13 protein-coding genes and 1 riboswitch are annotated in these 13,461 nt (G+C 69.0%); of the genes, 2 read left to right on the top strand and 11 right to left on the bottom strand.

Annotated elements, in window-relative coordinates; all coding sequences use genetic code 11:
- Window positions 1-325: 325 nt before the first annotated feature.
- The 3 genes from VFW79_RS06340 to VFW79_RS06330 all read right to left on the bottom strand — a co-directional run bounded on the left by VFW79_RS06340 (window position 326) and on the right by VFW79_RS06330 (window position 3,037).
- Complete coding sequence (locus VFW79_RS06340) at window positions 326-949, bottom strand: dihydrofolate reductase family protein (RefSeq protein WP_329676475.1); 624 nt, start codon at window positions 947-949, stop codon at window positions 326-328.
- A 231-nt stretch (window positions 950-1,180) separates the two neighbouring features.
- Window positions 1,181-2,113 (bottom strand): aldo/keto reductase, encoded by a 933-nt coding sequence (locus VFW79_RS06335; RefSeq protein WP_329676474.1) that lies wholly within the window; start codon window positions 2,111-2,113, stop codon window positions 1,181-1,183.
- 63 nt (window positions 2,114-2,176) lie between these two features.
- Window positions 2,177-3,037 (bottom strand): aldo/keto reductase, encoded by an 861-nt coding sequence (locus VFW79_RS06330; protein ID WP_329676473.1) that lies wholly within the window; start codon window positions 3,035-3,037, stop codon window positions 2,177-2,179.
- 145 nt (window positions 3,038-3,182) lie between these two features.
- Between VFW79_RS06330 and VFW79_RS06325 the strand changes: the two genes are divergently transcribed.
- Entirely contained in the window at window positions 3,183-4,145 is a 963-nt protein-coding gene (locus tag VFW79_RS06325) for a LysR family transcriptional regulator (protein WP_329676472.1), read from the top strand.
- Here the strand turns inward: VFW79_RS06325 and VFW79_RS06320 are convergent.
- From VFW79_RS06320 to VFW79_RS06285, 8 genes are all read right to left on the bottom strand, one after another.
- Entirely contained in the window at window positions 4,081-5,091 is a 1,011-nt protein-coding gene (locus VFW79_RS06320; protein WP_329676471.1) for an asparaginase domain-containing protein, read from the bottom strand. The two genes, VFW79_RS06325 and VFW79_RS06320, sit on opposite strands and share 65 nt — an antisense overlap.
- A gap of 100 nt (window positions 5,092-5,191) precedes the next feature.
- Complete coding sequence (locus VFW79_RS06315; RefSeq protein WP_329676470.1) at window positions 5,192-5,806, bottom strand: DUF1349 domain-containing protein; 615 nt, start codon at window positions 5,804-5,806, stop codon at window positions 5,192-5,194.
- A 49-nt stretch (window positions 5,807-5,855) separates the two neighbouring features.
- Window positions 5,856-6,902 (bottom strand): SIS domain-containing protein, encoded by a 1,047-nt coding sequence (locus VFW79_RS06310; RefSeq protein ID WP_329676469.1) that lies wholly within the window; start codon window positions 6,900-6,902, stop codon window positions 5,856-5,858.
- 47 nt (window positions 6,903-6,949) lie between these two features.
- Window positions 6,950-7,798: a carbohydrate ABC transporter permease gene (locus VFW79_RS06305; protein WP_329676468.1), complete on the bottom strand. Its 849-nt coding sequence runs from the start codon at window positions 7,796-7,798 to the stop codon at window positions 6,950-6,952.
- On the bottom strand, window positions 7,795-8,745 hold the full coding sequence (locus tag VFW79_RS06300) for a sugar ABC transporter permease (protein ID WP_329676467.1): 951 nt from the start codon (window positions 8,743-8,745) through the stop codon (window positions 7,795-7,797). Before VFW79_RS06300 ends, VFW79_RS06305 begins: the two co-directional genes overlap by 4 nt.
- A gap of 4 nt (window positions 8,746-8,749) precedes the next feature.
- Window positions 8,750-10,051, bottom strand: coding sequence for an extracellular solute-binding protein (locus VFW79_RS06295; protein ID WP_329676466.1), 1,302 nt, complete (start codon window positions 10,049-10,051; stop codon window positions 8,750-8,752).
- A gap of 14 nt (window positions 10,052-10,065) precedes the next feature.
- Window positions 10,066-10,965: a BadF/BadG/BcrA/BcrD ATPase family protein gene (locus VFW79_RS06290; RefSeq protein ID WP_329676465.1), complete on the bottom strand. Its 900-nt coding sequence runs from the start codon at window positions 10,963-10,965 to the stop codon at window positions 10,066-10,068.
- Between the two features lie 152 nt (window positions 10,966-11,117).
- Entirely contained in the window at window positions 11,118-12,383 is a 1,266-nt protein-coding gene (locus VFW79_RS06285) for an ROK family transcriptional regulator (RefSeq protein ID WP_329676464.1), read from the bottom strand.
- A gap of 165 nt (window positions 12,384-12,548) precedes the next feature.
- Window positions 12,549-12,656: riboswitch (TPP riboswitch) on the top strand.
- Here VFW79_RS06285 and VFW79_RS06280 point away from each other — a divergent pair.
- Window positions 12,650-13,461: phosphomethylpyrimidine synthase ThiC (locus VFW79_RS06280; RefSeq protein ID WP_329676463.1), on the top strand; the 812-nt coding region annotated here is incomplete at its 3' end. (Overlaps the previous riboswitch by 7 nt.)

Below are 13,461 nucleotides of genomic sequence, written 5' to 3'. Positions count from 1 at the left end.
TGCAGCAGGTGAGCGCCGGTGAACGCCGACTCGACCGTCACGCCCTCGGGCGTCCACCGATGCGGAAACCGCACGACACCAGTCGCACCGCTCCGCAGCCTGCCCGCTCCGACGACGACCTCGAACTCGCCCACGATCTGGTTCATGCCAGCCCGTTCGGACGGACGCGCGCGACCAGGCCGCTGCTTCGCCGCCAGCAGCCCACCGAGGGTCGCCTATCGATCGGAGCCGGTGCTCGGCGCAGGTGGGCGATCGTTGCCCAGTCCCCCGACGACTCGGCCCGCGACAGCCAGTTCCCCGCGCCCGGCGGAGAGGAGGGTCCCGGTCAGGTGCCGTCGTCGTCACGCGTCATGTCACCGGTTGCGGGGTCGTCGCCCGTCGGGGCGTAACGCAGCATGACCGCGCCCGCGCTTCCCGCCACCGGCGGCTCGAGCAGCGTCAGCCCGGACGGCCGGGCGCCGTCGGGGAAGACCTTCTTGCCCTGGCCGAGCACGACCGGGTAGACCCAGAGCGTCAGGACATCGAACAGCCGCTCGGCCAGCAGTGTCTGGACGAAGTCGATGCTGCCGATGACATGGGTGCTCTCGTGCCGGTCCCGCACTGCCCGGACCTCCGCGACGACATCTGGGCCGAGCAGGCTGCTCCCCGACCAGCCCAGGTCCGGCGTCCCGCGGCTGGCGACGTACTTCGGCACGGCGTTGAGCTGCCGGGCGATGTCGTTGTCCTGGTGCGGCCAGTACGCGGCGAAGATGTCGTAGGTCCGGCGCCCGAGCAGCAGCGCATCCATGTCGGCGATGCCGGCGCCCACCTCGCGGCCGACGACGTCGTCCATCAGCGGCGCCTGCCAACCGCCGAAGGGGAAACCGCCGGACGGGTCCTCCTCCGGGCCACCGGGCGCCTGCGCGACGCCATCGAGGGTGACGAACAGGTCGATGTGCAGACGGCCCATGGCTCCTCCTCGGCTGGTCCTCGCTCTGGGCGACCGTTCGAGCGTAGCCCCGGGCCAACGGGCGACGGCAGCCCCACAAGCGCCGACGGGACTGGACCGAGGGCAGCCTCGTACTCACGATCGCCTGGCCTGCTCGTCCGCCCGACACGGCGGGGGCCGGGGCAGCACCCGACCCCCGCCGATCCGCCGGGACCGTCCCCGACCTGACGCTGCGTCGACGGTCAAGAGATGTCAGGGCACCGCATACCCGGCCGCGCGGAACAGCTCGTACCACTCGGCCCGGGTCAGCGGCAGGTCGGACCCGGCTGCGGCATCAGCCACCCGCTGCGGCGTGGTCGTGCCGAGCACGACCTGCATGCGAGCGGGGTGGCGAGTGATCCACGCGGTGGCGATCGCGAGGGGCGGCACCCGGTGGCGGGCGGCGAGCCGGTCGATGACGGCGTTGAGCTCGGGGTACTCGGGCGAGCCGAGGAACGGTCCGGTGAAGAAGCCCGCCTGGAGCGGTGACCAGGCCTGGACGGTGATGTCGTGCAGTCGGCAGTAGTCGAGCATGCCGTTGTCCCGTCCGACGGACTGGTCCAGCCCCGCCATGTTCGCCGCGACGCCGTGCGCTACCAGGGGGGCGTGGGTGATCGACAGCTGGACCTGGTTGGCGACGATGGGCTGGCGCACGAACCGGCGGAGCAGGTCGATCTGCCCCGGGGTGTGGTTGGACACACCGAACGCTCGCACCTTGCCGGCCGCGTGCAACGCGTCGAACGCCTCCGCAACCTCCTCCGGTTCGACCAGGGCGTCCGGGCGATGCAGCAGCAGGATGTCGAGGTAGTCGGTCCCCAGCGCCTCGAGCGACCCATCCACGGACTCGAGAATGTGATCGGCCGAGAAGTCGAAGTACGGGCCCGAGGGAACGATCCCGCACTTCGTCTGCAGGACGATCTCCGCGCGTTGCGTCGGGCTCAGCCGCATCGCCTCAGCGAACCGGCGTTCGCAGCCGTGGACGGGTGTGCCGTACACGTCGGCATGGTCGAAGAAGTCGATGCCGTGATCCAGGGCCGTACCGACGAGGGTGCGGATCTCCTCGTCGGTCTTGTCCTGGATCCGCATCAGGCCGAGCACGACGTTGGGCACGTTCACGTCGGAGTCGGACAGTGGAACTCTGCGCACGGGTGGTGCTCCTCGATCAGGGGTGGGCCGCGCAGGGCGGGCGCCCTCGGGCTGTGGTGACGGTCAGGCCTGGGACAGTGCCGCGATCTCCTCGGGCGTCAGGCTCACCTCGGTCGCGCCGGCAGAGTCGCGGATCGACTCCGGCCGGGAGGCGCCCGGGATGGGGATCACCACGGGGGCCAGAGCCAGCTCCCAGGCAAGGGTCACCTGGTAGACGCTCACCCCGTGGTCGGCCGCGACCCGCGCGAACGACTGGTGCCGGTTGGCGAGCTCTGCCGAGCTCGCGATGCCACCGAGCGGGCTCCACGGCAGGAACGCGATGCCGCGGCGCGCGCAGTGCTCAAGCTCGCCGAGGCTCGAGCGGAACCGAGGAGAGAACTGGTTCTGGACCGAGACCAGGCGCCCGCCGAGGATCTCGTCGGCGAGGTCGATCTGGCCGACGTCGGCATTCGAGATCCCGGCGCGTGCGATGACGCCCTCGTCGAGAAGCTCGACGAGGGCCCCGATGGAGTCGGCGTAGGGCACGCGCGTGTCCGGGCGGTGGAACTGGTAGAGCCCGATGGCCTCGACCCCGAGCCTCTTCGCGGAAGCCTTGGCCGCCTCCTTGAGGTAGGCCGGGTCACCGTTCTGCGTCCAGGTGCCGTCGCCGGGTCGCAGGTGTCCGCCCTTGGTCGCGACGATCACGTCGGAGGTGTCGGCGCCGTACTCGCGCAGGGCACGGGCGATCAGCTCCTCGTTGTGACCCACTTCTCCGGCGGAGAGGTGGTAGGCGTCGGCGGTGTCGATGAGGGTGACCCCGGCGTCCAGGGCGGCGTGGATCGTCGCGATCGAGCGGGCTTGGTCGGGCCGGCCCTCGATCGACATGGGCATGCCGCCCAGGCCGATCGCCGAGACCTTCCGCTCGCCGAGGGTGCGCTGCTGCATGGAGAGTCCTCACGTCGAAACCACCGGGCCCGGTTCGAGCCCACTCGCCGAACCTAGGGATGGGCGACCTAGAAGTCCAACGACTGCGCCAGGTGAAACGTAGAAGCAGGACTCATCAATCGAGCCGGGGATCTAGGGTGGCGCGATGGAGCTACGCCAGCTGGAGCACTTCGTCGCAGTGGCCGAGGAGCGGCACTTCACACACGCAGCGGAGACACTGCGCATCTCGCAGTCGGGCCTGTCCGCGTCGATCCGCGCTCTCGAGCTCGAGCTCGGCGCCGCGCTGTTCATCCGCACCACCCGGAGCGTCGAGCTCACCGCGGCCGGACGTGCCCTGCTCGTCGAGTCACACCGGACCCTGGCCAGCGCTGCCGCGGCCCGCGACGCGGTCGAGGCCGTCTCGGGCGTGATGGGCGGCGCGATCGCCGTCGGAGCCGAACAATGCCTAGGCGCCGTCGACCTGCCCCACGAGCTCGCACGGTTCCGCGGCCGACACCCCGGCGTCGCCATCCGTCTCACCTTCAACGGGTCGGCGCTGCTGCTCGAGCAGGTCGGGTCCGGACAGCTCGACCTCGCTATCGTCGCGGTCTGCGGACCGATCCCTGCCGGCGTCCACCTCGAACCGATGGCCACCGACCGGCTCGTGGTCCTCACACACCCCGACTCCCCCATCGCCGCCCGCGAATCGGTGTCACTCGCCGACCTCCAGGACGAGACGTTCATCGGCTTCAAGCCCGACTGGGCCGCGCGGGTCCTCGCGACCCGCGCGTTCGCCGCCGCCGACCTGCCGCACCGCGTCGAGCTCGAGGTGAACGACGTCCACACGATGCTCGACCTGATCGGTCAGAACCTCGGCATCGCCATCGTGCCGGCGCCCATCGCAGCCAAGCGCCCCGACGTCCTGCACGTCACCCCGCTGCACGGAGACCAGCCCGTCTGGACCGTGGCGGCAGCGGTTCCCGACTGCCCGAGCCCCGCCGCCGCAGCCTTCCTCGACCTCCTGCGTGCAGACGACGCCGCCGATGGCCACCCCGGAGAGGGAGCTACCAGACGTAGTGCCCGAACACTCCCGGGAGGTCGTCGGGCGCGCTCATCAGACACAGCGTGAGCAGCAGGCGAGCCTTGGGACCAGTGAGGAACCCACCCCACAGGAGACCCCGCTCGAGCAGGTCGATCTCGCCACCCGGATAGCCGTAGGTGCCTCGCATGGTGGGGCCGACGCCGGCCCGACTGCACAGCACCAGCGGAAGAGATGTGGCGGCCGCGAGTGCGGCCTCGACGGCGCCGACGCTGACGTGCCCGCCGCCCATGCCTTCCAGCACCGCACCGGCGTATCCGAGGTCGGGCAGCGCCTGCAGCACGCGCAGGTCGTCGCCGACGCCGGTGCCGATGAGCGCGACGGCTGGTACCGATGTGGTGGACGGTGGTGCGGCCAAGACGGGCGAGCTTCGGGCCACGAACGGCAGGTGCGCCTGCCGCTCATGCACAAGCCCGAGCGGCCCCCACGGCGCCGAGGTGAACGCTCCTGAGTGGGTTGCAGACCGTTTGCGGACGTACCGCCCTGCGTGCACCTCGTCCGCGAACGTCACCAGGACACCGTGTCGGCGCGCGTCCGGGCTGCGCGCGACGTCGATGGCGGCAACGAGGTTGGCGTGCCCGTCGGGACCTGGCGCCTCACGGTCCCGCATGGCGCCTGTCACGACCACCGGCAGCCTGCTCGCTGCACCGAGCACGTCGAGCACGAACGCGGTCTCCTCCAACGTGTCGGTCCCCTGGGCAACCACGACACCGTCGAATCCCTCACCGGCCGCATCCTCGATGGTGGCCCGCAGTGCCAGCAGGTCCTCAAGCAGCAGCGACGATGAGGGCAGCATCCGAAAGCCCCGCGGCACCACGTCGATGCCGTCCAACCACGGCGCCAGCTCCGCGACGAATGCGTCCGCGCCAGTTATCGGCACCAGCCCCCTGACACCGGCCTGCGCACCCGACTCCGAGCCAATGGTCCCGCCGAGGGTGAGGAGCAAGAGTCGAGAACCTGAACCGGTGGCGATCACGCCGCGAGGCTACCAACGGCGGCTGCGTTGTGCGCCGCATCCCTTGTCGCCGGCCGGCACGACCACGCGAGATGCTCGCACCGTCGTGGCTCCGGCTGCGTCAAGACCCGTCGCGGACGTTCTGCAGTCGATCGGTGCTGAACTGGACGTCCTCGAAGCGGACCACCGTGCCCTCTCCAGTCGGGGACTGTGCGAGCATGCCGATCTTGATCGGTCGGTCGTCGGGGATGCCCAGTGCGAAGTACCGCACCAGATTCCACGACTCGCCGGTGTCTGAGGTGTGCAGGGCGAACGCCCGCCCGAGTCGCGAGATCCGCAGATGAGCGGAACCCTGCGAGAGGGGTGAGCCGTTGGAGTCGTCCGATGCACCGTCACGCGTCACGACGGACACGACTCGCGGCACGCCAACGGGATCGAGCTCGGCGCAGATCTTGAACCAGGTGGACTCGTCGACGTAGCCGATCAGGACGCCCGAGTCGAAAGTGCTGCGGAAGTCCACACTGACCCGTGCTCTCAGCTGGAAGTCCCCGGAGACCGAGGCGAGGAACCGTTCGGCGTCGGGTGCGACGTCGAACCCGCCAGGGTCGAGGAACAGGTCGGCTCGCGGGGCTGCCGTGAGCTCGACGCCGTCGGCCACGGCCCGGGGCTCGTGACCCGATGCGTGCCCCTCGCTCAGCAGAGGGAACGGGACACCCGGGAATGTCACGATGGACATGTGCACCTTTCGTCAAGCTCGGCCGCGTGGGGCGCTCCCCCGCGGTCGTTCAGTCGGCGACGGGGCTGTCGACCAGTTTGGTGTCGCTCTGGGCGTAGAGGAAGTCGTCGAGCGTGAAGTCCTTGCTCTCGATGGCGTGCGCCATGACGAGCTGCGCGATGACAACCTCGACGATCGGGCGCACGAAACCCTCGAGATCGGGTGCGAGCCGGACGATGGTCAGCCGCGGGTGGCCGGCGGACGGTACGTCGCGCTCCGGGGCGGTGGTGACCAGAACGACGTGGGCGCCCGACGCCAGTGCTGCGTCCGGCACGGTCAGCTCCCGCCCGTCGCCGTAGACGAGCAGCACGGTGCTGTCGTTGATCGGCTCCATCGGGCCGTGCAGGTACTGGTAGGTCTCGAACGCCGCACTGGGGATCCGCAGGCCCTCGCGGAACATCAACGCCACCTCGGCCGCCGAGGCGAACGAGGTGCCGCGTCCGATCACGTCGATCGAGGACGCGCCGGCCACGATCCGCGCGACCCGCGCCGCGACCTCCTCATACGTCTCCAGCGCCGTCGTGACGATGTCCGGGATCGCAGCGACCTGCGGGCCCGCCGGGACCACGCCCACCCGGTCGAGCAGCAGTGCATACGCCAGCAGGGTCGCGGTGTAGCCGGAGGTGTAGACCCCTGAGTCGTCGAAGCCGCCGAGGCTCAGCGAGACGTCCACGACCTCAGCCAGCGGGGCCGTCGGGTCGTTGCTGATCCCGATCCGTCGCCCGACCATCAGCCCGCGCCCGGCAGCGATCGGCTCCGGGCTGCGCCCTGACTCCGACACGATCAGGTAGTGGTCGGCGGGCTGGAACCCCGGCGCGGCCAGCTGGAGGTCGGACGCGACGAGGTTGACGGCCCTCACCCCGGCGGCCGCGAGCACCGACACCAGAGCGTGTCCCGAGTGGCTCGAGGCGCCCATCGCCACCACGCCGATCGTCTCGCCTGCCTGCCAGGGCGCAAGCGTGCAGCGTTCGAGGTCCTGCTGCAGCGAGCTGTAGGCCACCGCCAGGCTCGCCGCCTGCGTAGACATCGCCTCGGCGTAGGGAATCTTGGTGAACATCAGGCCTCCGTGAATCGCCGTGAATGAAGCTTCGTTGTCGTGCGTAGCTAGCCCTTGACGCCGCCGGCCGCCATGCCGCTGACGACGTACCGCTGGAAGGCGACGGCCACGACGATCGGCGGCAGTGCTGCGAGGATTCCGCCGGCGGCCACGAGCCCGAAGTCGGTCGTGTACCGCCCGGCGAACTCGGAGATCACGACCGGAAGGGTCTTGGCTGCGCTCGACGAGGTGAAGATCAGGGCGTACATGAACTCGTCCCACGCGAGCAGGAACGCGAACATGATCGCGGCGAAGATGCCCGGTCGAGCCGTGGGCAGGACGATGCGGAACAGCGCGCCCAGGCGGCTCGTGCCGTCGATCCGTGCTGCTTCTTCGAGTTCGACCGGAATCGTGAGGAAGTAGTTGCTGAGGATCCACAGGACGAACGGGATGACCAGCGCGCAGTCGACGAGGATCAGGCCGATCTTCGTGTCCAGCAGGCCGAGCGAGCTGAGGATCAGGTACAGCGGGATGAGCAGCGCAACCTGCGGAAGCATGTAGGTGACGAGGAACATGGCGAGCACCGAACGTCGGAACTTGAACCTCAGGCGCGCGAACGCGTACGCGCCGAGGATCCCGACAACCATGGAGATCGCCACCGTCCCGACGGCGACGACCGTCGAGTTGACGAGCGCCGCGCGGAAGCCCGGCCCGATGCTCCCCTCGTCGCTGCTGAGGATCTGCGTGTACCGGTCGAGGTAGAGCTTGTCGGGCAGCCATCGCAGCGGGGTCGTGATGAGCATGCGCTGCGAGGAGACGCTGGCGATGATCATCCAGACGAAGGGGGCCAAGATCGCGATCGACACGATCCCCGCACCCGCGTGCACAAGAATCGAGTAACGCCGGGCTCGTCTCACAGCAGGCTCATCTCCGATCGGCGGAGCACGCGCAGGTAGATGGTGGTCAAGACCAGGATCACCAGCACGATGACGAAGGACAGCGCTGAGCCGAGCCCGAACTTCTGGTCGGAGAAGGCCGTCATGTAGGCGTAGTAGGCGACCGTCTGCGTGCCGTTGACCGGACCGCCTCGCGTCATCGCATAGATGATGTCGAAGACCTTGAAGGCCTCGATGGTGCGCAGGACCAGGACGATCGAGATCGACGGGACCAGCATCGGCAGCACGATGGAGCGGAAGATGCGCGGCCAGCTGGCCCGGTCGATCTTGGCGCTGTCGTACAGCTCACCCGGTATGGAGTTGAGTCCCGCGAGCAGGAAGAAGGCGACCAGCGGGGTCGTCTTCCACACGTCGGCGAAGATCACCATGTTGAGCGCCGTGCCAGGGTCGCCGAGCCACGCCTGGTACTGGTCGATGATCCCGAGCTGGGTCAGCATCGCGTTGAGCGCGCCGTACTGGGCGTTGAAGATGCCCTTCCACATGGCCGCGTTGACGATCGTGGGGATGGCCCACGGGATGACGACCACAGCACGGAAGAGCCACCGCGCCTTGAGCTTCGCGTTGAGCAGCCCCGCAACGACCAGGCCGAGGGCGAGCTCCAGGGCCGTCGAGACGAGCGTGAAGTACAGGGTGCGGCCCATGGCAGCCCAGAAGGATCCGCTCGTCAGGACGTCGGTGTAGTTCCGGAGCCCCACGAACGGTGTGACGGTCGCCAGCGCCGAATTGACGTCGAAGAAGGAGATGATCAGGGTGCGGATGACCGGGTAGATGATCACGCCGAAGACGGCCACGCCCGCCGGCAGCAGCAGCCAGAAGGCCAGCCGCCCCTGCTTCTCCTTCTTCTGTCGTGGTGCCTTTGCTCCCCGCGGGGGAACCGTGGCTCGCGTCGTGACGCTGGCGACCGACACGATGTCAGCCCTGACCGTTGGCGGCCTTGACCGCGTCATCCATGGCCTGCTGGGGCGTCTTCTTGCCCAGGAGGGCATTCTGGATCTCCAGCTGCAGGATCTGCGACACGGAGTTGTAGTTCGCCACCTGCGGGCGAAGGATCATCGAGTCGTAGGCCGGACCGGCCGCCTTGAAGACGTCTGGGTTGTTCTTCGTGATCTCCGGCTTGGTGTAGCTGGCCTTCCAGTTGGTCATCGAGCTGGTCACGAACTGCTCCTGCACCGGTGCGCTGGTCATGTACTCGATGAACTTCCAGGCGGCGAGCTGGTGGGTGGACTTCGCCCCGATCGCCAGAGCCATCGAACCGTTGACACCAGGGTGGTCGCCGGCGGGACCTGCCGGTGTCGCGGTCACGGCCCCGTTGCCCACGATCGTGGAGATCGAGGGATCGCTGAGGTCGCGGAACGTGGACTCCCAGTTGATCTCCATCGCCGTCTTGCCCGAGGCCATCGACTTGTCGGTGTCGTCCTCGAGGAAGGTGAGGGATGCCGGGTCGGTCAGGCCGTCGTCGATGGTCTGCTTCATCCAGGTCAGCGCCTCGACCCCCGGACCGTTGTTGACGGTGAGCTTGCCGTTGGCGTCCGTGAAGGTGCCACCGAACGAGCCGAGCATCTGGGCGTAGTCGCAGACGAGCGCCTCAGCCTGCGACCAGCTCCACGCGAGGGGGTAGGTGACGATCCCGGCATCCTTGATCTTCTTGGCCACGGCAAGGACGCCGTCCCAGGTCTTCAGGTCGGCCTCGGTCGCCCCGACCTTGGCGACCATGTCCTTGTTGAAGAAGAACAGCTTGGTCGACGGGCCCCACGGCACCCCGTAGTACTTGCCCTGGTACTCGGCCGAGCTCAAGGCGCCCCCGAGCATGTCCGTCTTCCAGCTGGCCGGGAAGCGGTCGGTAACGTCCGTGATCAGCCCCTTGGACGCGAACTCCGACGGCCAGATCACGTCGAGGTGAACGACGTCATACGTCCCGGCCGGGGCGGACGTCACGATCTTGTCGTGCAGCGCCTCGTAGGACACGAAGGTCGTCTGGACGGTGATCTTGGGGTTGGCGGCCTCGAACTGCTTGACCATCGTGGCCACGTCGTCCTCGGAGTAGCCCGCCTGCTTCATCAGCAGGACGTTGATCGTCCCGGTGCCGTCGCCCTCGTTGCCGGCGCTCTTGGACGTCGCGCCGGTCACGCTGCAGGCCGACAGCGCCAGCGTGAGAGCTGTCGCGATTCCGAGTCCGACTCTGACTGCCTTGATCCGACTGGTGTTCGTGCTCATCTGATCCTCCTTGATCACTTAGACGGTGCGGGGGTACGAGACTTGCGGGCGAGGGCGATGGCTCCGATGACCGGGGGTACGTCGACGAGGTGCACGGACAGGCCCAGGCCGAGGTCGCCGACGTGTCGGACCAGGGCGCGGTACAGGCGCGGCTGGTTGACGATCACCCCTCCTGCACACACGACGTCGGTGCCCGCCGCGCCGCGGGCGTGCACCTGGCCGACGCCGCGAGCGAGCTCTTTCGCGGCGGCATCGATCACGGCCACGGCGAGCTCGCTGCCGGAGTCGGCGGCCGCGAAGACGAGGGGGGCGATCGCCGCCCATGAGGCGAGGGTGGCGTCGGCAGTGAACTCGTAGCAGAGGGCCACCTCGTCGTCGACGCCGTAGTGGGCCATCAACGTTCGACCGAGCGTGTCGGGCGAGGCACCCTCGTCGCACGCCTCGATGACGGCGCGGACGGCTTCGCGGGCCAGCGATGCGGCACTGCCCGGGTCGTTGAGCAGGTAGCCGTACCCGCCAGCGGACACCGCCGTGCCCTCGGCGGTGTGGGCGACGACCTTCGACCCTGTCCCGACGATGACGGCGATGGCGTCGTGAAAGCCGGCGGCCGGCGCGAGGAGCTCGACATCGTTGACCGCCTGGACCCAGCCGTCGCGCCGGGCTGCCAGCAGCCGATGGAACTCGCGTGCCTGCCGTTCGCTGTCGAGACCGTGCGCACCGACCACGAGCGGAGCCGAGCCAGACCCCGCGACGCCCGCGAACAGGGCGAGGAGCCGCGTGGCGTTCTCGTCGTCGTCGAGGAGGCCGCCGTGCTGCCAGGAGCTCGTGGGGACGGCTGTGTCGAGCACGGCCGTTCCGTCCTCCTCGACGCGCACGTGGGTCTTGGTCCCACCGATATCGATGCCGACGATCAACGGTCGCCTTCCAGAGAAGTGAGGTGCCGGGATGAGAGCTACTTCTTTCGTGTCGAAGTGAGAAGAAGTATTCGGGACGTTAGTCCTGATGGAGCGTGTGTGTCAAGGACGCGGCAGACCCCGACATGATCGAGCGGGGAAGGCTGCTCTCGTCAGGCGGTCGCCTGGACGCCGGGCGCCGCGCCGCTGGTCGTCGCGAAGTACGCGAAGCCGTTGACCTCGGCCGCTGCGAGCTCGGCCGCGCCGAGCAGCACCGCGTCCTTGCGGTGTGCCGCGGCAACGATCCTCGGGACCCGCGTGATCCGCCCAGACAGCCGCTGCTGGATCCCGGGGATGACGGTCTCTGCGCTGCCGACGAAGCTGCTGCCGACGACCACGAGCTCGGGGTCGAGGATGACGACCATGGCCGCGACCGCGATCGCGACCATGTCAAGGATCTCGTCGGCCATCGCCACGGCCGCAGGGTCACCGGACTTCGCCAGCGTGAACACGTACTCGGCGGTGACGCCGCGCTCCGGCACCGGGAGCCCGGACTCCCGCGCCCGCCGCGTCAGCGCGATCGAGCCGACGCGGTCCTCGAGGTCTCCGATGTCCGAGTAGGAGCGCGACAGCGAGAATCGGTCCATCAGCAAGTAGCCGATCTCGCCGGCCTCCGCGCGGGCGCCGCGGTGCAGCTGCCCGTTGGTGATGATGCCGGCACCGAGGCCGTTCTCCAGGACCAGGGCCACGAGACTGCTCAGGCCGCGCCCTGCACCGCGGTGGAACTCCCCGAAGGCGAGCGCGTTCGCGTCGTTCTCGACCACGATCGGCAGTGGTGTTCGCGCCCGGAAGATCTGGCCGAGCGGCACGTCCGACCAGCCGAGCTCGGGCATCCGGCTCACGCGGCCATCCGGGTGGGACACCACACCGGGAACGGCGATACCCGCGGCCAGGCACGGGGTCCCCATCGTCGCAGCCGTGGCGATCAGGTCGTCGAACAGGGCGAGGGTCTTCTCGAGCCTGACGTTCGAATCCCGTTCTCGCTCCTCGTCGCCGGCTCCCCCGGAGGACTGCGCCATCAGCTGAGGGCCGAAGTCGACCTCACGACGGAAGATGACCTGGCCGTCGAAGTCCACGAGGATCCCGGTGGCCCGGTCGGCGCGCACCTGGATCGCGGCCACCACCCGCGAACCCCCCGCATAGCGCAGGAGCACCGCCGGTCGCCCACCCGTCGAGGGCACATGCCCTGCCTGGACGACGGCGCCCTCCTCGATCAGCGTTGCCGTCAGCCGGTTGATGGTGGCAGGGCTCAGCCCGGTCAGCGCGCCCAGCTGCTGTCGGGACAGCGCCCCCATGCCGCGGAGCGCCTCGATGATGGCGGTCTGGTTGACCCGCGCCAGCGTGCTCGTGGTCGCGGTGCTTCGCTCACGCTTCGGCACGATGGCTCCCCCGCTGGTCAGATCTGATTAGCCAGACGAACTTTTCTATCACACCGCCAACTTAGCCTCGTGCGGACGGTGGTCGCGTGGATCGCCACGCGCGCCGTGTGGACAGTGCTAACCACCCGCACGTGTGCTCGTTGGGGTTGCGATAGTCTCGCCGGGTCAGTTGAGCACGGGAGTCCGCACCAGCGGGCTGAGAGGACGGCTAGGGCCGTCGACCGTTGAACCTGTCCGGGTCATGCCGGCGTAGGGAGAGCGTCACGATGCGCAATGCGAGTCCTTCAGCTGTGTCCGCTGTGACCGTCGGCGCGATCGCCGGCAGCACCAAACGCCACGGCGACGTCCCGGGCTTCCCGGGGCTGCAGGTGCCGGTCCGGCGGGTCAACCTGACCAACGGCGAGCACCTCGACGTCTACGACACCTCGGGCCCGTACACCGACGCGGACGCCCTGATCGACCTGGAGGTCGGGCTGGACCGCACCCGTGACGGGTGGGCCCGCCCGGAGCCTGTGGACGGTGCCGCCACGCAGCTGGTCTGGGCCAGGGCAGGGATCGTGACCCCGGAGATGGCGTACGTGGCCGCGCGAGAAGGGCTGCCCGTCGAGCTCGTCCGGGACGAGGTGGCGCGCGGCCGGGCCGTCATCCCCGCGAACCACCGCCACCCGGAGAGCGAGCCGATGATCATCGGCAAGGCGTTCGCCGTCAAGGTCAACGCGAACATCGGCAACTCCGCCGTCACGTCCTCGATCGCGGACGAGGTCGAGAAGATGGTGTGGGCGGCGAGGTGGGGCGCCGACACGCTCATGGACCTCTCAACCGGCAAGGACATCCACCTCACCCGCGAGTGGATCCTGCGGAACTCGCCGATCCCTGTCGGCACGGTGCCCATCTACGAGGCGCTCGAGAAGGTCAAGGGTGATCCCACCGCCCTGAGCTGGGAGATCTACCGCGACACGGTGATCGAGCAGTGCGAGCAGGGCGTCGACTACATGACCGTCCATGCGGGCGTGCTGCTCCGGTACGTCCCGCTGACCGCGGGGCGCGTGACGGGCATCGTCTCGCGCGGCGGGTCGAT

This window comes from Cellulomonas sp. (assembly GCF_036279715.1).
GTDB lineage: Bacteria > Actinomycetota > Actinomycetes > Actinomycetales > Cellulomonadaceae > Cellulomonas_A.
The sequence above is the reverse complement of the archived record's forward strand: the minus strand, read 5'-3'. Positions and strand labels throughout refer to the sequence as shown.